The organism is Cellulosimicrobium protaetiae, from assembly GCF_009708005.2.
Classification (GTDB): domain Bacteria; phylum Actinomycetota; class Actinomycetes; order Actinomycetales; family Cellulomonadaceae; genus Cellulosimicrobium; species Cellulosimicrobium protaetiae.
On the sequence record NZ_CP052757.1, the window covers coordinates 1,687,394 to 1,705,886 of the forward strand.

Genomic DNA, 18,493 nt, shown 5'->3' on the forward strand with positions numbered 1-18,493 from the left:
TGCCCCGGGGACGGACCGGACCGACGGGTGATCTGCCGTCGGCACATTCGCCGACGGCAGATCACGTGCGGTGACCCTCCGCTACTTGTTGGGCCAGGTGTTCCTCTGGACCTCCACACGGGCCGGCGCCGGGCTCACCGAGATCCAGTTCTGCGGCGCCGGGTAGTAGTTGCCCATGATGCAGGGGAGGTCGAACGACGCGTTGGGACCGAACTCGCGGGTGTACCCACCGGTGATGGCGTGGTCGTAGCCGCCCGCGTTCGTCATGCACTGCACGGTGTACGTGTCCGTCGGGAAGGTCGCGTTCGTGTTGAGCCTGTACTTGGTGCACACGCTGAGGTCGTTGCAGTCACCGTAGGAGCCGGTCGTGGCAGGGGCGCCTCGCGACGCCCAGATCCGTGGTGGGTCGGGACGCTTGTCGGTCGTGAACGTGGCCTGGTTGCCCCACGCGCTGCACCCGGCGGCGTTGCAGGCGCGGGCCTGGAGCCGGAACGTCTGGTCGTAGTCGGAGCCGACGTCCACGCGCTGGCCGGTGCCGGAGCTGTTCTGAGCTCCGGAGAGCTGCCACTCGTAGCGCGAGATGCCGTCGCCCCCGTTGGAGGACGGGGCCGAGATCGTGAAGCGGCCCCGGTTCTCCCCGATCCTCGACGCGGAGGTGCTGGGTTGGCCCGGCTTCCCGTAGGCGCGTGCCTGCCCTGACGCCTGGCTTGACGTCGAGGTTCCGCCCGCGTTCGTCGCGGTCACGGTGAACGTGTACGTGCCGGCCGGGAGTCCCGTGAAGTCCACCGACGTCCCGGCGACCTGCTTGGTCGCGCCGCCGGGTGCCGCGGTCACCGTGTAGGCGGTGATCGGGCTGCCGTTGGCGTCGGCGGCGCCCCAGGAGACGCGCGGGATGCCGCTGTCCTGCGATCCGGAGCCGACGTTCTGCACGCTCGGGCGCGGCGGGGCCTCGGGTCGACCGAACGGGACGACGGCGGCGGACTGACCGCTCGGCGCCGTCACGCCCGCCTTGTTCTCCGCGGTGACGGTGAACGTGTACGACGACTCGTTGTCGAGGCCGGTCGCCTTGTGGCTGAGCCCGGTGAGCGTCAGCGCGGCGCCGTCGGGCGAACCGTTCCGGTACCGCTGGAGGTGGTACGCCTTGACGGCGTCGCCGTTCTCGAACGGTGCCTTCCACGCCACGTCGATCGAACCGCCGTTGAGCGGGGAGTCGGAGGCGCGGCTCGCGCTCGGGGTCTCGGGGACGTCCGGGAGCCCCGCGGGGATCTCCTCGGCGGAGTAGTCGCCCCAGTCGGACGGGTCGGGCGCCCGGTTGACCGCCTGGACACGCACCCGGTAGGCGACGCCGTTCGTGAGGCCGGTCCACACGACCTGGTTCCCCGACAGGGCCTGCATCTGGATCGCGCCGCCCGGGGGTGCGGGGGAGATCTCCAGGTTGACCGTCTCGATCGCGGAGCGGTCGGTGTAGGTCTTGTTCTCCCACGTGACGGTGAGGGACTTGTCGCCGAACTCGAGGGTGGGTGCGGCGGGCGGGTCGGGCTTCTCATCGGGGCGGGCGACCTCGGAGGGCGGGGAGGCGGGTCCGTCGCCGACGGCGTTGGTCGCGAACACGGTGAACGTGTACTCGACGTCGTTGGTCAGGCCGTCGAGGGTGCAGGTGGTGGTGCCGCAGGCCTTCTCGTAGCCGTTCTGGGAGCGGACGGTGTAGCCGGTGATGTCGGCGCCGTTGTTGTTCGGCGGGTCCCAGGACAGCACGACGGTCTTCGAGCGGACCTCGTCGACCTGCGGGGTGGCGGGCGCCTCGGGCTTGCCGAGCACCTTGAGCTGGACGCGACCCTCCACGAGCCGGTCCTGGTCCTTGGTCGCGTCCTGCACGCGGTAGACGACGACCATCACGCCGACGAAGCTCTCGGCCGGGGTGACGGTCACGCTGTCACCCGTGAACGCGACGTCACCCGATCCGGTCTCGACGACCGCGCCCGTCACGGTGAGCGGGGTGTCCGGGAACGGGTTGGAGTCGTTCGCGAGGACGGGGACGGTCGTCGGCTTGCCCTGGTGGGCGTCGTCGACGGTGTCCTGGTTGGCGCGCGCGAGGGGTCGGGTGGACGCAACGACGGTGAGGGTCGCGGTGCCCTCGACCGGGGGGTGCTCGCCGTCGGTGACGGAGATGGGGACCTGGACGACCGAGCCCTTGGGGACGTCCGGGGTGGCCTGGGCATGCAGCGTCGAGCCCTCGACCGTGACGGTCACGCCCTGCGCCTGGCCCGTGGCCTTGAACGTCAGGGGGTCGCCGTCGGCGTCGGTGGCGAACCGTGCGAGGTCGATCGAGGCCTCCTCGCCCGCCGCGACGTCGAGCGTCGGGGTGGAGAGCTCCGGCGGCAGGTTCTCCGGCGGGACCACGGTGATCGGCAGCGTGAGCAGCGCCGTGTGCCCGTCAGGGTCGTCGGGGCCGCTGCCGTCGGTCACCTCGAAGGTGACGGCGGCAGGTCCGACGTACTCGGCGTTCGACGTGTAGACGATCTCGGTGGTCGAGGGCACCTCGCGGGTCCCCTCGAGCGCGGTGACCTTCTCCTCGGTCGTGAGGCGGGGCGTCTTGCCCTCGACGACCAGCACGTAGTCCGTGATGTCGATCGGCAGCGGCTCGCCGCTCACGACCTCCAGGGGCGTGATGCCGGGGCGCAGGGTCGGGGCCTGGTCGGTGAGGCCGGGGACCTTGACGAAGGCCTTGGCGGTGAGGCCGTCGACGTCGGTGACGGTGTAGGTCACGACCTGGCGGGTCTCGGTGAGGGTGACGACGAGCTCGCCGGTGTCGGTGACGGTGGTGGTGGTCGCGTCGGTGGTGACGGTGAGCTCGGTCGCGGCGCCGTCGGGGTCGTCGTCGTTGTCCAGGACGGGGACGGTGACCTCGGTCTTGCCGAGGATGTCCTCGACGGGCACGGTGTCGTCGCGCGCGACGGGGGGCAGCAGGGGGGCGTCGGCGGCGACGTTGACGGTGACGGCGCCGGTGGCGCGGGCGCCGTAGGTGTCCTGGACCTGGTAGTAGAACGTGTAGGCGCCGTCCTGATCGGGGCTGGTGAGGACGATGCGGTCGGTCACGACCTCGGCGTCCAGGTCGTGGGTGTCCTCGATGCCGCCGGGGACCAGGCCGACCTGGTCGCCGTCGGGGTCGGTGTCGTTGGCCACGGCCGCGACCGAGACCGTGCGCCCGGGGCGCACCGTGATCTCGTCGTCCACCGCCACGGGCGGCTGGTTCGTCTCGGCGGGCCGGGCGATGCCGACCTGGACCGTCCCGACGGCGGTGGCGCCGCGCGCGTCGAGCACGGAGTAGGTGAACGTGTCGTGCCCGGTCGCGTTCTTGGACGCCGCGTACTCGATCTGGCCGTCCACGACCCGGGCGGTGCCCTTGCCCGCGGGGGTCGCGATGCCGGTGACCTGCACGGAGTCGCCGTCGGGGTCGATCCCGTCGAGCGGGACCGCGATGCGCACGCTGGACCCCGACAGCACGCGGGCCTGGATCTCGCGGGGTTGCGGGGGCGCGTTGTCCTCGCCGTCGCGGATGCGGATCGTGACCTGGGCGGAGTCCTCCTGCCCGTTGACGTCGCGCACCCGGTAGATCGCGTACGCCGTCCCGGCCTCGGGGCCGGCCTTGAACCGCAGCGTGTCCTCCGAGACGAACGCCTCGCCCAGCGCGGGGTCGACGTCCTGCTCGAGCTCGGGCTGCAGGAACAGCTCCAGCCCGTCGGGGTGCGTGTCGTTCTTCAGCACCGGGACCGTCACCACGTCCCCGGCGTGCACCGTGACCTCGTCCGCCGCGGCCTGCGGCGGCTGGAGACGCGTCGGCGCCGGCACGGGGATCACCCGCACCTGCCCGGTCGCGGTCTCGGTCCCGTTGGAGGCCGTGTACTCCACCGTCACCGGCGCGTCCAGGCGCCGGATCTCGGTCACCCGGAGCATCTGGTGCGCCAGGATCGCCACCGAGACGCCCGCGTCGGCGGGGACACGCACGGACTGGACGACGAGCACCCCACCGGCGGGGTCGGTGTCGTTGGCCAGCACGTCCACGAGCGTGGACCCGCCCGCGGGGAGCAGCGCCGTGTCGGTCACCACGATCGGGGCACCCGCGGCCTCCGACGGCGGCAGCACGTCCACCCGCACCAGACCCGTCGTCGCGTTCGGGCCGTCCGTGACCTGGTACGTCAGGTCGTACGACCGCGGCTCCATCGACAAGAACGTGAACGTGCCCGCGTCGTAGTTCGGCGTGATCTCCGCCGGCGCGGACTCCGACACCGACGCCAGACGCAGCTCGTCGCCGTTCGGGTCGGTGTCGTTGCGCAACGGCTCCACCGTGACCGGCTGCCCCGCCGGCACCACCACGTGGTCGTTCACCGCGACCGGCGGCTGCGGCCCGGGCACCACGTCCACCAGCAGCTTGCCCTCGAAGGACATCTCGCCGTCGGAGACGAGGAGGGTCACGATCTTGCGGCCCGTCGAGCCGCCACCGTCGCGGAACTCGACCGTGCCGTCCGGGCGCGAGCGCACGTCGTCACCCGCGACGGTCGCCGCGGCCGAGGCGAGGTACAGGTCGTCGCCGTCCGGGTCCTTGAAGTACGGCAGCACCTTGATCGAGGCCCGACCACCCTGAGCCACCCGCAGCACCGGGTCACCCGTCTGCTCCGGCGCCGCGTTCTCCCCCCACGGCGACACCTTCAACGTCACCCCGGCCTCGGCCACGCCCCCGCGCCCGTCCGCCACCGCATACCGGAACGTGCCGGTGCCCTGCGCGTCCTCGGGCACCACGGCCTGCAACGCCGCACCACCCATGATCGCCTGCACCGTCGCGTTCGCCGGGGAGTCCCCCGCGAGCGACGCCGTCATCACGTCCCCGTCCGGGTCCACGTCGTTACCCAGCACCGGCAGGATCGTCGTGCGCCCCGGGCGCACCCCGAACGAGTCGTCCTTCGGCTGCGGCGGCTTGTTCGGCTGGGTCCGGTCCGCGATGAACTGGTCCACCTGCTCCGGGTTCGTCAGCTCCGCGTCCGACTCCTCGCCCTCGGCCTCCTCCGGCATCTGCACGTCCCAGTCGTCGACCTTCTGGTACTCGTCCGCCGCCATCCACAACGTCCCCGCCGACAGGTCGTTCAGCACGATCACCTGCCGGTTCACCCGATACTCCAACCGGGTCTGCGGGTCCAGGCCCTCGAGCCGCTCGTCCACGTCGCGACCCGTGCCGTCGCAGTCCCGGATCACCTGACCCGTCGAGGCCCACGCCCCGTACGTGCACACACCGAGCTGGACGGGCGCCGCCGGCACCCCCTGCGCGGCACGACGCTGCGCGTCCCCACCCTTGAGCGGCTGGGACACGAGCGCGTCCGTCGTGGCCACCACGACCACGTCCGAGGACTGCGACGGCTGCTGGAGGCGCGCGTCGCCACCACCCTCGACCGCCACGCTCTCGCCGCCCGGCAGGATCAGGTGCGACGCTGACCGGTCGAGCACGACCGGCTCGTCGCCCACCGCGGTCACGTCGACCTCGGCACCCTTGCTCACCGGCAGGGCGGACGAGGACGGCTCACCCTCGACCGCGCCCTTCGACGTCGTCGCCACCGTCCACAACGTCCCCGTCGAGGGGATCGCCGCGAACACCGTCCCGTCCCGCGACACCGTCAGCGCGCCCTCGCCACCGACCTCCGCCACCGGGTCCAGCTTCTCCGCGTCGAACGACGCCGCGCCGTCGAACGGCAGCACCCACAACAGGCCCTCCTCGCCGTCGAGGATCGCCGTCGTCGCACCACCCGAGACCACCTGCGCCCCCGCCGGGAGACGGATCTGCCCGTCCAGCTTGAGGTGCGCGACGCTCACCGGGGACGCCGTCCCCGTCCCCGCGTCGTCCAGCAGCACCCGGCCGGCGTCCTGCTGCACGTCGAACGACGCGCTGCCCGCGTTCAACGTCCCGTCCAGGGCCTGCGACTCCGAGTTGAACCGACCCAGCAACCCGGCCGACGTCTTCGTCACCCACACGCCCGAGTCGTTCAGGTCCACGTCCGCCGTGGCCTCGCCCTCGTAGAACAGCGCCAGCCCCACCAACGCGGTCGAGAACACCGACACGGTGCTCACCGACGCGACGGTACGACGATGCTCGCGGATGCTCGAGAGAAGGCCCACCAATGCTCCCTAAGTTCCTGGTCGGGGCACACGGGACCGCGTCATCCTGTCGAGCCGAGATGGCGAGAGGAGAAGGAGACGCGCGTCAGTGCCCACAGAACGCCCCGTCGAGGGTAACCGAGCGGACCCGGCTCTCGATATGGGGAGGAGTCCCCACGGGGGTGGAATCTCCGGGTGTTCAGGGCAGAAGGGACGCGCGCGACACCGCCGCGCGGTCGAGGGTGCGCTCCGTGGCGGCGTGGAGCCGGTCGGTCGAGATCGCGGGCGCCGTCTCCGGGGCCTCGGTGAGGCGGTCGCGACGAGCCTGAGCTCTCGCCGCGGCGCGGCGGCGACCGAGGTCGCTCAGCGCCGAGCCCACGACGACGAGCAGGCGGTCGGCGCCGCGCGGCTCGACGGTGCGGGGCAGGGTGGGGGAGTACGCGCTCATGAGGGGTTCTCCTTGCCGTCGATGGTGGGGAAGACGTTGAAGTGGATCTGCACGGGCCGGGCGCCCGGCGTCTGCTCCTGGCCCTGGAAGCGGTGGAGCGTCGCGTCGAGCGCGTCCCAGGCCTCCGCGACCTCGACCATCTGGTCCGCCGTGAGCCACATGCTCGCGGTGGTGAGGCGCGCGCCGTCGAGCCACCGCGGGGGGAGCTCGGAGGAGCGTTCCAGGAAGGTCTGGATCTTGCGTGCACGGGCGTTCTCGAACTCCCGGCTCACCATCGCTCCGGCGAGGGTGGCCGCGGTGTCCTCGGTCTGGTCGTCGGGCATGCTCACGGTGAACCCACCCGGCGGGCGTTCCCACCACCGCTCCCGTGCCGTGCCCTTTCCGGCGACCTCGCGGACGAAGCCGTGCCGCGCGAGCTGGCGCAGGTGGTAGCTCGTCGACCCGCTGGACTCGCCGACGAGGTCGGCGAGGCGGCTCGCCGTGAGCGCGCCGTGGGTGGAGAGCAGGTCGAGGATCTGGACCCGCAACGGGTGCGCGAGCGCCTTGAGCTGCGCCGGGCCGAGCGCGGGGTGGCGCTCGGCGCTCGGGGGTGTGGTGTCGCCGTCGGTGCTCATGCGACGAGACTATCTATCCAAAGACATGTTTGCAAGAGGTTCTTTGCAACATGTTCTTTGGACAGTCGGACGACCCGGTCCACGACCCGGTCCACAGCCCGGTCCACGGTTCGGTCCACCGTGGGGCGCGCGAGGTGCGGGAGGGGGTGCGAGCATCGACGCCATGGCGCACGTCGTGGAGCGGGCACGCGGTGCGGCGGAGCGCGCGATCTTCCTCCGGGTCGCGGGCCCGGACGCGACCGCCACGAGGGCGCGCATCCGCCGGACACCGGGGCCACGGTGGTTCCGACCGGGTTCACCGGTCCAGCGGGTGCACGGTGACGCGTCGATGTTCGTCGGGGGTCTGCGCGCCCTGCTGCTGCAGAGCCTGCACCCGCTGGCCATGGCGGGTGTCGCGGCGCACTCGGGCTATCGCGGCGACCCGTGGGGACGGCTCCAGCGCACGTCGACCTTCATCGCGGTCACCACCTTCGGCACCGCCGAGGACGCCGAGCGGGCGGTCGCCGCGGTGCGTGCGGTGCACGAGCGCGTCCGCGGTCGGTCGCCCGACGGTCGTCCCTACCGTGCGAGCGACCCCGACCTGCTGCGCTGGGTCCACGTCGCCGAGACCCAGAGCTTCCTCGTCGCGCACCAGTCGTTCGGCCGGGACCCGCTCGACGCGCGGGGGTGCGACGAGTACGTAGCCCAGGCCGCGGTCGTCGGGCGGGCGCTCGGGGTGGTGGACGCGCCGCGCACGCGGAGCGCGCTCGACGCAGCGGTCGAGGGCTACCGGCCTGCGCTCTCGCTCACGCCGGCCGCGACGGACGCCGCGCGGTTCCTGCTGCTCGAGCCGCCGCTCCCGTGGTTCGTGCGTCCCGCGTACGCGGGGCTGGCCGTCGCCGCGCGCGAGTCGCTGCCCGCGTGGGCGCGCGCCGGCATGCCGCGGGTGCGTGGACTGCCGGCGCGGTGGGCACGACCTGCGGGTGCCGTCGTCACGCGGTCGATCCGGTGGGCGCTCCCGTCACCGTGAGCCCACGTTCCTCGACGGGCTGCCGAGCCGCTGCGGGGCCCCGTCGCGCGACCGGTGCGTGGGGCTCGTGCGCGGATCCGGGTCAGTCGGGGCTCATGGGTCGTCGCGGCGCCGACGGTAGGCGTCGAGGTCGTCGTTGAGGCGCGTCAGGAGCTCCGCGAGCAGCGCGCGGTCGAGGCGGGACCAGCCGCCCAGCACGTCGGCGTAGAGCGCGGTCCGGGCGTCCCGGTGCGCGGCGAGCTCGTCGAGGCCTGCGCTCGTCGGCTCCACCACGACCGCCCGGCCGTCGTGGGGGTCGCGGGCGCGGCGTGCGTTACCCGCCCGCTCGAGCGCGACGACCTGGCGGGTGACGGTGGAGGCGTCGAGCCCGAGCCGCTCCGCGAGAGCGTTGACGTGGAGCGGGCCGTGCGTCCCGAGCGTGTGGAGCAGGAGGTAGCCCGAGCGGTCGAGCGTCCCGCCGCGACGCGAGGTGCCCGGCGCTCCCGAGGCGCGCGTGCGCTCGGCGCGACGCAGGAGCTGGGCGACCTCGAGCTCGATCTCGCCGAGCACGTCGTGCGCGGTCGCGTCGTCGCGCGCCGAGGCACCGCCGACGGGCGAACCGGGCACTCGATCGTTTCCTTCGGCAACCGTCATGGGTGTATTCTACAGATACTTACCTGTCAGATACAGATAAATCTCCCCGCCCAGCCCGATCCGGCCGGGCGGCCCTCTCCCACGACCAGGAAGTGCGACGCAGTGGCCTCCCCACGCAACGAACCGAACCGCACCGCCATCTACGCGACCGCCCTCACGGCGTTCTTCGCGATCGCCGGCATCGCCGTCGTCGACCCGATCCTGCCGGTCATCGGCGAGGAGATCGGGGCTTCGACCTGGCAGATCGAGCTCTTGTTCACGGCCTACATCGCCGTCATGGCGCTCGGCATGATCCCCGCCGTCATGGCGACCGGACGCTTCGGGTACAAGAAGATCCTCGCGACCGGCGTGAGCCTCGTCGCCGTGGCCGCGGTGCTCGCGGCGCTCAGCACGAGCATCGGCCAGCTCGCCGCCCTGCGCGGGTTGTGGGGTCTCGGCAACGCGATGTTCTTCGCGACCGCGATGGTCCTGCTCGTCTCGCTCGCGAACGACCGCGAATGGGTCGTCGAGCTCTTCGAGACGTGCGTCGGCCTCGGCTTCGCCGTCGGGCCGCTGATCGGCGGGCTGCTGGGCGGGATCTCCTGGCGGGTGCCGTTCTTCGTGTGCGGCGTGTTCATGCTCGTCGCGCTGCTCGTGTCCGTGACGCGTCTCAAGGACCCGGCCGAGAAGCCCGCGCCCCTGCGGCTCGGCCAGGTGTTCCACCTCTTCCGCAAGCCCGGCTTCCTCGCGCTCGCCGCGGTCACCGCCGCGTACAACTTCTGCTTCTTCGTCGTGCTCGGGTACACGCCCGTCTTCCTCGGGCTCGACGTCGTGCCGCTCGGCCTGGTCTTCACCGCCTGGGGCGTGGGGCTCGCGGTCGGGATCCTCGTCGTCGGGCACCGGCTCGCACACCGCGTCGGCGCCGTCCAGACGCTCGGCGTCGCGATCGTGGGGGTCCTGGTCGCGCTGGTCCTGCTGGCGCTCGACCTCGGGACGGCGTGGTCCGTCGTCGTGCTCGTGGGCGCCGGCGTCTTCATGGGCATCGCGAACGCGAACCTCACCGACCTGTCGCTCGCGCTCGGCGACCCGGACCGGCGCGTGACGACCGGCGCCTTCAACCTCGTCCGGTGGGGGTTCGCCGCGCCCGCGCCGGTCATCGCGGGCCTGCTGCACCCGGTCTCCGCGACCGCGCCGTTCTGGCTGGGCGCGGGGATCCTCGTGCTCGGCGTCGTCGTCTTCGTGGCGTTCGGCCACCGCATGGCGGGCGAGCTCGGCGAGCGCGTGCTGTGGTCGCGCTGGAACCGCCGGGCGCGCGCCGTCGAGGGGACGCCGGAGGAGGCGCTCGGCGAGGTCTGAGCCACCGGCACCGCCGCAGGGGAGGGTCTCGGGCCGCGTGGCTCGGGACCCTCACTCCTCCGGCGCGGTCGAGGTGTCCGTCGAGGCGTCCGTGGCGGACGCCTCCGCGACCTCGGTGAGGGCCTCGATCCCGACCGTGAGCGCGCGCAGGTCCTCGACGGCGAGCCGGTCGAGCAGGTCCGTGAGGGGCTCGTCCTCCTGAGCCGCGATCCGGCGCACGGCCGCGGCACCGCGCGGCGTCGCGGCGACCAGCCGCACGCGACCGTCCTGCGGGTCGGGGCGGCGTGCGGCCATCCCCGCCGCCTCCAGCCGGTCCACGATCCCCGAGAGCGTCGCGGGGGAGATGCCCAGAACTTCCGCGAGCCGGTGGGAGCTCGTCTCGCCGTCGAGCTGGAGGACGGCGAGCGCGCGGAGCTGCGGGACCGTGAGGGTCGTGCGGAGGAGCGGCTCGAGCCGCTGGGCGAGGAGCAGGTCGGCGAGGCGGCGCTGGGCGTCCTCGAGACGCCGGGCGAGCGCCGCGCGCTCGTCGTCGGCAGGGGAGGTCACGGCGCAGACTCTATCGGTGAGCGCGGGAACCAACCCGAGATGCTTCGCGTTACGCTAACGAAATCGCGACGCCGACGTCGTCTCCCACCCGACCTGGAACCCTGGAGGCTCCGTGTCCCGTCTTGCCCGGCTGTCGCTGGCCAACCGCGCGCTCGTCGCGCTCGCCACGGTCGCGATCGCGATCTTCGGCGTCATCAGCATGGGGTCCCTCAAGCAGGAGCTCATCCCGAGCCTGCAGATCCCGACCGCCGCCGTCGTCGGCGTCTACCCGGGCTCCGCCCCGGCGATCGTCGAGCAGCAGGTGACCGTCCCCGTGGAGACGGCCGCGCGCGCGGTCAAGGGCGTCGAGGACGTGACGTCGACGTCGTCCACGGGCATGTCCGTGACGACCGTCCAGTTCGCGTACGGCACCGACATGGACGCCGCGGCGTCCCAGCTCCAGACGGCCGTCACGCGGTTGCAGTCGCAGCTCCCGGAGGACGTCGAGCCGCAGGTCGTCACGGGGTCGATCGACGACCTGCCCGTGATCCAGCTCGCCGTGTCGGGCGGTGCCGACGACGCCGCGCTCGCCGACACGGTGACGTCGAGCGTCGTCCCGGCGCTGGAGGACGTCGAGGGCGTGCGCAGCGTCGCGGTGAGCGGCATCGCCGACCAGCAGGTGACGGTCGACCTCGACCCGGCCGCGCTCGCCGCCGCCGGGCTCAGCCCCGCGCAGGTCTCCACGATCCTCCAGGACAACGGCGTCGTGATCCCCGCCGGGACCGTCTCCGACGGAGACCGCACCCTCAGCGTGCAGGTCGGCACCGCGGTGACGACCGTCGACGAGCTCGCCGCGCTGCCGCTCGTCTCGCCGACCGCCGCCCCGGGCACCGCGCCCGTCGCGCTCGGCGACGTCGCGACCGTCACCGCGGGGCCCGAGCCCGCGACGTCGTACTCGCGTCTCGACGGCGAGAACGCGCTGGCCGTCGCGATCACCAAGACGCCCGCCGGCAACACGGTCGAGGTCTCGCACGCGGTCCAGGACGCGGTCGACGACCTCTCGGGCGTGCTCGAGGCGCAGGACGTGCGGGTCGAGGTCGTGTTCGACCAGGCGCCGTTCATCGAGGAGTCGATCGAGGGCCTCGCGACCGAGGGCCTGCTGGGTCTCGTCTTCGCCGTCGTCGTGATCCTGCTGTTCCTCGCGTCGCTCCGCTCGACGCTCGTGTCCGCGGTGTCCATCCCGCTGTCGCTGCTCGTGACCTTCATCGTCATGAACGCCACGGGCTACACGCTGAACATCCTCACCCTCGGTGCGATGACCGTCGCCATCGGTCGCGTGGTCGACGACTCGATCGTCGTCATCGAGAACATCAAGCGCCACCTGTCGTACGGCGAGGAGAAGCGCGGCGCGATCATCGGCGCGGTCCAGGAGGTCGGTGGCGCGATCACGTCGTCGACCGTCGCGACGGTCGCCGTGTTCCTGCCCATCGCTCTCGTGGGCGGCATGGTCGGGGAGCTCTTCCGGCCGTTCGCCCTCACCGTGGCGATCGCGATGCTCGCGTCGCTCTTCGTCGCGCTGACGATCGTCCCCGTCCTCGCGTACTGGTTCATCAAGTCCCCGCCCGTCCCGGCGGACCCCGAGGCCGCGCGCCTCGCGGGCGAGCGCGCCCGCGCCGCGGCGGAGGCCAAGGAGCGCCGCGGGCTGTGGCAGCGTGCCTACGTCCCGACGCTGCGGGCGGCGTTGCGCCACCCCGTGGTCACGCTCGGCGTCTCGGTCGCGATCCTCGCGGGCACGCTCGCGCTCGTGCCGCGCCTCGAGACGAACTTCCTCGGCGACACGGGTCAGGACACGCTCACCGTCACCGAGTCGTTCGCCCCCGGCACGTCGCTCGAGGCGCAGGACGCCGCCGCGCGCGACGTCGAGCAGGCGCTCCTGGGCGTCGACGGCGTCACGACCGTGCAGACGACGGTCGGCACCGCGGGCGGGCCGGAAGCCGCGTTCTTCGGCGGCGGGGGCTCCCCGACGGCGACGTTCGCCGTCACGCTCGACGAGGACGCCGACGCCGTCGCCGCCCAGGAGGACGTGCGCGACGCCGTCTCCGGGCTGGGCGGCGAGGCGAGCGAGGGCATCGAGGTCGCCGGCGCGGACGCCGCGTTCGGCAGCTCGACGGTCGACCTCGTCGTGCGCGCCCCCGACACCGAGACCCTCGCGGCCGCCGCGGCGGACGTGCAGGAGCTCGCCGAGGACGCCGACGGCGCGGCCCAGGTGACCAACAACCTCGCCTCCGCGCAGTCCACGGTCCAGGTGACCGTCGACCGCGACGCCGCGGCCGCCGTCGGGCTCACCGAGACGCAGGTGGCCGGGACGGTCGCGGGGACGATGTCGCCCGCGCCGATCGGCACGGTGAACCTCGGCGACGGCCCGGTCCAGGTCCGCGTCCTCGCGGGCGAGGCCCCGGCGACCGTCGCGGAGCTCGAGCAGGTCGTGCTGCCCACCGCGGCCGGGCCCGTGCCGCTCACGCAGGTCGCCGAGGTCGCCGAGGTCGAGGTCCCCACCTCGATCACGCGCGTCGACGGCGAGCGCAGCGCGACCATCTCCGTCACGCCCGCGGGCCAGGACCTCGGTGCGCTCACCACCGAGCTCACGACCGCGATCGACGGCCTCGAGCTCGAGGGCGGCGCGACGGTCGAGATCGGCGGCGTCGCGTCCGACCAGGCCGACGCGTTCGCCGACCTCGGGCTCGCGCTGCTCGTCGCGATCCTCATCGTCTACCTCGTCATGGTCGCGACGTTCCGCAGCCTCCTCCAGCCGTTCATCCTGCTCGTGTCGATCCCGTTCGCCGCGACGGGTGCGCTGCTCCTGCTGCTCGCCACCGCGACGCCGCTCGGCGTGCCGGCCCTCATCGGCCTGCTCATGCTCGTCGGCATCGTCGTGTCGAACGCGATCGTGCTCATCGACCTCATCAACCAGTACCGCGAGCGCGGCCGGTCGCTCGACGACGCCGTCATGGAAGGCTCGCGCAAGCGCCTGCGTCCCATCGTCATGACGGCCGCGGCGACGATCTTCGCGCTCACCCCGATGGCGATCGGCATCACCGGCGGCGGGGCGTTCATCTCCCAGCCGCTCGCGCTCGTCGTCATCGGCGGCCTGCTCAGCTCGACGCTGCTCACGCTCGTCGTCGTGCCGGTGCTGTACACGCTCGCCGAGCGCCGCGGCGAGAAGCGCGCCGCCCGGCGCGCGGCCAAGGAGGAGGCGGCAGCCCAGGCCGAGGCGAAGAAGGCCGCTGCCGAGGAGGCCGCCGCGACCGCCTGACCCGCCCGACCTTCCTCGGCCCGCCGGGACCCCGCCGACCAGGCGATCCCGGTGGGCCGAGCAGGTGGTCCCGGCGCGTCAGGAGCTCAGGACGTGCCGGAACCACCTGCTCGGCGTCGGGGGAGAACCGTCAGGAGGGGCGGGCGACGCCCGTCTCGTACGCCAGGACGACGGCCTGGACGCGGTCGCGCAGGCCGAGCTTGCCGAGCACGCGGCCGACGTGGGTCTTGACGGTCGCCTCGGACAGGACGAAGCGCTCGGCGATCTCGGCGTTCGTCAGCCCCTCGCCGAGCGCCTCGAAGACCTCGAGCTCGCGCGCGGTGAGGTCGGCGAGGCGGGGGTCGTGCAGACCGGTCTGGGTGGGAGCGGCAGCGGCGCCGCCGTCCTGGGGGAGCTGCCCGGAGAACATCTCGAGCATGCGGCGCGTGATGCGCGGGGACACCGCGGCGTCGCCGCTCGCGACGGCGCGGATCGCGCCGACGAGCTCGCCCGGCTTGGCGTCCTTGAGCAGGAACCCGCTGGCCCCGGCGCGCAGGGCCGCGAACGCGTACTCGTCGAGGTCGAACGTCGTGAGGATGATGACGCGCGACCCCGGCTGCGCGGCGACGATGCGCTCGGTCGCCTCGATGCCGTTCGTCCCCGGCATGCGGACGTCCATGAGCACGACGTCGGGCCGCAGGGCCGCGGCCTGCGCGATCCCGGTCTCGCCGTCCCCGGCCTCGCCGACGACCTCGATGTCGTCCTCGGCGGCGAGGATCATCCGGAATCCCATGCGCAGCAGCGCCTGGTCGTCGACGAGGAGCACCCGGGTCGGTGCCGCGCTGTCCGTCATGTGCGTTCCCGTCCGTCGTCGCGTCCGCCGTCCTGGCGGCCGGGGTCGAGGTCGAGGCGCAGGCTCGCCCGCACCTCCCAGCCGGTGCCGCTCGGCCCCGCCGACACCGTACCGCCGTACACGGCCGCCCTCTCGCGCATCCCGATGATGCCGCGGCCGGTCCCCACCGGGACGCCGGGCGGGTGCTGCGCCGCGACCGAAGGCGGCAGGTCGCGACCGTCGGCGCCGTCGCCCTCCCCGGGGCGACGGCCCGCCTGGTTGACGACCCGCAGCTCGAGCCAGTCGGCCCCGGGCTCGGCCCGGCGCGAGACCTCGACGAGCACCATGGGGGACAGGGGGGCGTAGCGCAGCACGTTCGTCAGGGACTCCTGGACGATGCGGTGCGCCGTCTGGCGCAGCGCGGGGCCGGGCGTCGGCTGGGGACCGGAGCGCACGAGGCGCACGGGCAGGCCCGCGGTGCGGAAGCGCTCGACGATCTCCTCGAGCTCGGGCGTCTCGTGCGCCGGCGCGAGCGGCACGGTCTGCTCGCCGCCGGGCTCGCGCAGGACGCCGAGCACGCGGCGCATGTCGGCGAGCGCGGCACGTCCGGTCGCGGTGAGCTCGTCGAGAGCATGCCCCGCGAGCTCGGGGTTCTTCGCGCCCGACGCCTTGGCGCCGTCCGCGAGGGCGACCATGACCGTGAGGGAGTGCGCGACGACGTCGTGCATCTCCCGGGCGATGCGCGTGCGCTCGGCGGCGGCGGCGAGCTGCGCCTGCTGGTCCCGGTCGCGCGCGATGGAGTTGGCGCGCTCGACGAGGTCGGAGACGTGCTGGCGACGAGCGCGCACGTTGGTGCCGATCGCGAGCGCGATCAGGCACAGGATCGTGGTGACGAGGATGCCGACGACGCGGTCGACGGTCGCGCGACCGGGCTCGACGCTCTGGCGCAGCACCTCGCCGTCGGCGGTGGTGACGATGTCGTACCAGAGGAGCGTCGCGGCGGAGAGGGAGAGGACGACGATCGCGAGGACGGGCCAGGCGATGCGTGACGGCCGCGACGCCGCGACCGCGTAGACGGCGAACATGCCGGCGACCTCGAACCCGGCGGTGTCGCCGGTGACGGCGATCGCGACGACGCCCAGGGCGGCCAGCCCGAGAGCGACGGTCACGGGCCGGCGGCGTCGCCAGTACAGCAGCGCGCCGCCGAGGAGGAAGAAGACGAGCGACAGCGACGTCGAGCCGCCCGGCTGCTCCGCGAGGAGCGCGTAGAGCACGCCCGGCACGACGAACACCGCGACGATCACCCAGTCCATGACGACGGGGTGGCGCGCGAAGTATCGACGCACGGGGCCGAGGCGCCGGGCGTCGAGCTCGGTGAAGGGCTCGGGCGCGGCCCGCAGGGGGAGGGGGGCGACCGGACCTGGTGCACCCTGCGGGGCGGCGTCCGGGCGCGCCACGGCCGACGCCGGACGAGCGGTGGGCTCGTCCGGCGTCGGCGGGGTGGTGAGCGGGGAGGTCACGCGTCCCGGCGCTTGAGCACGACCGCTGCGGCACCGAGGGAGACCACGGCCCAGACGACCATCGCGATCGTCGCGCCACCGGGCGACAGGACCTCGACGCCGCCGGCGTCCGCCTCCGTCACGGCCATCATCGCGGTCGCGAGGTTCATGGGGAGGAACTTGGCGATGTCCTGCACCCAGTCCTGGCTGAGGAAGCTCGCGACGAGGGGCAGCACGAAGAGGAACGCGACGAGCGTGAAGATGGATCCTGCGGAGTGCCGCATGATCGTCCCGACACCGACCGCGACGAGCGCGACGAGCGCGAGGTAGCCGGCGCACGCGAGCACGACACGCTGCACGACGGAGTCGCCGAGATCGGGGACGAGGTCGTTCCCGGACAGCATGGGCATCGTCACGAGGTAGGACAGGGCGATGCCGACGACCCCGACGACGAACGTCACGACGCCGATGATGCCGGCCTTGGCCCAGAGCGCGGGAAGGCGCGTGGGGACCGCGCTGAGGGTCGAACGGATCATCCCGGTGGAGTACTCGCCGGTGATGACGAGCGCGCCGAGCACCGCGACGGAGAGCTGGGCGAAGATGTAGCCCAGGACGATCGCCTGGACGGTCGAGATGTTGCCCATCTCGGCGGCCATCTCCGGCGTCTCGGCGGCGAAGTTGAGCGATGCGGCCATCGACATGCTGAACAGCACCATGACGACGATCGTCGTGCCGATCGTCCACCACGTGGAGCGCAGCGAGCGGAACTTGATCCACTCCGAGCGCAGCACGTGGCCGAACGTGAGGCGGTAGGGGGACGTGCGGGACGCCGTCGGGCTCGTGGCGCCGGGGGCGAGGGTCGTGGCGCTCATCGCTGCGCTCCTTCGAGGGAGTCGGAGGGGGCCGGGGCGCCCGCGGGCGCGCCCGCCGCACCGTGGCCGATGTGGGCTTGCGCGGACTCGGTCTGGTACTCGACCGAGTCGGCGGTGAGGGCCATGTAGGCGTCCTCGAGCGTCGAGGTGACGGGCGTGAGCTCGTGCAGGACGAAGCCCTTCGCGGCGGCGAGCTCGCCGATCCCGGGCGCGTCCGCGCCGGTGACCACGAGCAGGCTCGGCTCGTCGCTCGTGACGGTCGCGCCGTCGCTCGTGAGCAGCTCGGCGAGCTGCGTCGCGTGCGGCGTGCGCACCCGGACGGTGCGCTGCTGCGCGCCGTTGACGATGTCGCTCACCGGGGCGTCCGCGATGATGCGGCCCTTGCCGATGACGACGATGTGGTCGGCCGTGAGGGCGACCTCGCTCATGAGGTGGCTCGACAGGAAGACCGTGCGGCCCTCCGACGCGAGGTAGCGCGCGAGGTTGCGCACCCACAGGACGCCCTCGGGGTCGAGGCCGTTGACGGGCTCGTCGAGGATGAGCGTCTTCGGGTCGCCGAGCAGCGCGGACGCGATGCCCAGGCGCTGCCCCATGCCGAGCGAGAAGCCGCCGACCCGCTTCTTCGCGACCGACTGGAGGCCGGTCATGTCGATGACCTCGTCGACGCGCTTGGTCGGGATGCCGTGCGTCGCCGCCATCGCGAGGAGGTGGTTGTAGGCGGTGCGCCCGGTGTGGACGGCCTTCGCGTCGAGCAGCGCGCCCACCTCGGTGAGGGGGGAGCGGTGCTGCGCGTACGGGCGCCCGTTGACGGTGACGGTCCCCGCGGTCGGACGGTCCAGGCCCATGATCATGCGCATGGTCGTGGACTTGCCGGCGCCGTTGGGGCCGAGGAAGCCGGTCACGGTCCCGGGACGCACGGTGAACGTGATGCCGTCCACCGCGGTCTTGGGCCCGTACCGCTTGGTCAGGCCGCGTGCTTCGATCATGGCTTCGCCCCTCCGAGGGTCGTTCGTCCGTGACGGTTCTGGTGCTCGCGGGCGGGGTCGCGCCGGTCCGGCCGGGGGCCTCTCCGCGAGGTACGTCTCGAGCCTAGGGACGTGCACGACGTCCCACAGCCCCCGTGCGACGTATCTTGCCCGCGGTGTGGGCCGGGCGGCGTACACCGCGCGGCGTACGCCGCACGCCGTCGGGTGGTCCGCTGGTCGGCACTTCGCTCCCCGCAGGGCGAAAGTTCGGCGGGAACAGTGGCCACGGCTCGCACGTTCCCTAGGATGAACACAGGCCAGCGACACC

The 18,493-nt window shown here is 73.0% G+C and carries 12 protein-coding genes; 3 read left to right on the top strand and 9 right to left on the bottom strand.

Annotated features, from left to right (window positions below; all coding sequences use genetic code 11):
- Positions 1-81 precede the first annotated feature (81 nt).
- The 3 genes from FIC82_RS07160 to FIC82_RS07170 form a co-directional block, all read right to left on the bottom strand.
- On the bottom strand, positions 82-6,114 hold the full coding sequence (locus tag FIC82_RS07160; protein WP_253691548.1) for an Ig-like domain-containing protein: 6,033 nt from the start codon (positions 6,112-6,114) through the stop codon (positions 82-84).
- Between the two features lie 226 nt (positions 6,115-6,340).
- On the bottom strand, positions 6,341-6,589 hold the full coding sequence (locus FIC82_RS07165; RefSeq protein ID WP_154798086.1) for a hypothetical protein: 249 nt from the start codon (positions 6,587-6,589) through the stop codon (positions 6,341-6,343).
- Entirely contained in the window at positions 6,586-7,203 is a 618-nt protein-coding gene (locus tag FIC82_RS07170) for an ArsR/SmtB family transcription factor (protein WP_154798087.1), read from the bottom strand. Before FIC82_RS07170 ends, FIC82_RS07165 begins: the two co-directional genes overlap by 4 nt.
- A gap of 163 nt (positions 7,204-7,366) precedes the next feature.
- On the opposite strand from FIC82_RS07170, the gene FIC82_RS07175 reads away from it, so the two are divergent.
- Complete coding sequence (locus FIC82_RS07175; RefSeq protein ID WP_154798088.1) at positions 7,367-8,212, top strand: oxygenase MpaB family protein; 846 nt, start codon at positions 7,367-7,369, stop codon at positions 8,210-8,212.
- A gap of 93 nt (positions 8,213-8,305) precedes the next feature.
- Here the strand turns inward: FIC82_RS07175 and FIC82_RS07180 are convergent, their stop codons facing one another.
- A complete protein-coding gene (locus FIC82_RS07180; protein ID WP_154798089.1) occupies positions 8,306-8,845 on the bottom strand; it encodes a MarR family winged helix-turn-helix transcriptional regulator in 540 nt (179 codons plus the stop codon).
- Between the two features lie 102 nt (positions 8,846-8,947).
- Here FIC82_RS07180 and FIC82_RS07185 point away from each other — a divergent pair, with 102 nt between their 5' ends.
- Positions 8,948-10,180: an MFS transporter gene (locus tag FIC82_RS07185; RefSeq protein ID WP_168731585.1), complete on the top strand. Its 1,233-nt coding sequence runs from the start codon at positions 8,948-8,950 to the stop codon at positions 10,178-10,180.
- Positions 10,181-10,231: 51 nt separating this feature from the next.
- On the opposite strand, the gene FIC82_RS07190 is transcribed toward FIC82_RS07185, so the two are convergent.
- The gene (locus FIC82_RS07190) at positions 10,232-10,726 is read right to left on the bottom strand and encodes a MarR family winged helix-turn-helix transcriptional regulator (protein WP_168731586.1); all 495 of its coding nucleotides are present in this window, start codon (positions 10,724-10,726) and stop codon (positions 10,232-10,234) included.
- Between the two features lie 112 nt (positions 10,727-10,838).
- On the opposite strand from FIC82_RS07190, the gene FIC82_RS07195 reads away from it, so the two are divergent.
- Positions 10,839-14,018, top strand: coding sequence for an efflux RND transporter permease subunit (locus tag FIC82_RS07195; RefSeq protein WP_168731587.1), 3,180 nt, complete (start codon positions 10,839-10,841; stop codon positions 14,016-14,018).
- 130 nt (positions 14,019-14,148) lie between these two features.
- Here the strand turns inward: FIC82_RS07195 and FIC82_RS07200 are convergent, their stop codons facing one another.
- The 4 genes from FIC82_RS07200 to FIC82_RS07215 are packed head-to-tail and all read right to left on the bottom strand — an operon-like array spanning position 14,149 to position 18,186.
- The gene (locus FIC82_RS07200; RefSeq protein ID WP_154798091.1) at positions 14,149-14,850 is read right to left on the bottom strand and encodes a response regulator; all 702 of its coding nucleotides are present in this window, start codon (positions 14,848-14,850) and stop codon (positions 14,149-14,151) included.
- On the bottom strand, positions 14,847-16,349 hold the full coding sequence (locus FIC82_RS07205; protein ID WP_154798092.1) for an ATP-binding protein: 1,503 nt from the start codon (positions 16,347-16,349) through the stop codon (positions 14,847-14,849). The genes FIC82_RS07200 and FIC82_RS07205 overlap by 4 nt, the downstream gene beginning before the upstream one ends.
- Positions 16,346-17,200, bottom strand: coding sequence for an ABC transporter permease subunit (locus FIC82_RS07210; protein ID WP_154798093.1), 855 nt, complete (start codon positions 17,198-17,200; stop codon positions 16,346-16,348). Before FIC82_RS07210 ends, FIC82_RS07205 begins: the two co-directional genes overlap by 4 nt.
- Positions 17,197-18,186 carry an ABC transporter ATP-binding protein gene (locus tag FIC82_RS07215; protein WP_154798094.1) on the bottom strand — a complete coding sequence of 330 codons (990 nt, stop codon included), beginning with the start codon at positions 18,184-18,186 and terminating at the stop codon, positions 17,197-17,199. Before FIC82_RS07215 ends, FIC82_RS07210 begins: the two co-directional genes overlap by 4 nt.
- Positions 18,187-18,493 lie beyond the last annotated feature (307 nt).

Coding starts and splice junctions, on each gene's coding strand:
- FIC82_RS07165 (WP_154798086.1), bottom strand. CDS start 6,589: ATGAGCGCGTACTCCCCCACCCTGCCCCGCACCGTCGAGCCGCGCGGC.
- FIC82_RS07210 (WP_154798093.1), bottom strand. CDS start 17,200: ATGAGCGCCACGACCCTCGCCCCCGGCGCCACGAGCCCGACGGCGTCC.
- FIC82_RS07215 (WP_154798094.1), bottom strand. CDS start 18,186: ATGATCGAAGCACGCGGCCTGACCAAGCGGTACGGGCCCAAGACCGCG.
- FIC82_RS07180 (WP_154798089.1), bottom strand. CDS start 8,845: ATGACGGTTGCCGAAGGAAACGATCGAGTGCCCGGTTCGCCCGTCGGC.
- FIC82_RS07170 (WP_154798087.1), bottom strand. CDS start 7,203: ATGAGCACCGACGGCGACACCACACCCCCGAGCGCCGAGCGCCACCCC.
- FIC82_RS07175 (WP_154798088.1), top strand. CDS start 7,367: ATGGCGCACGTCGTGGAGCGGGCACGCGGTGCGGCGGAGCGCGCGATC.
- FIC82_RS07200 (WP_154798091.1), bottom strand. CDS start 14,850: ATGACGGACAGCGCGGCACCGACCCGGGTGCTCCTCGTCGACGACCAG.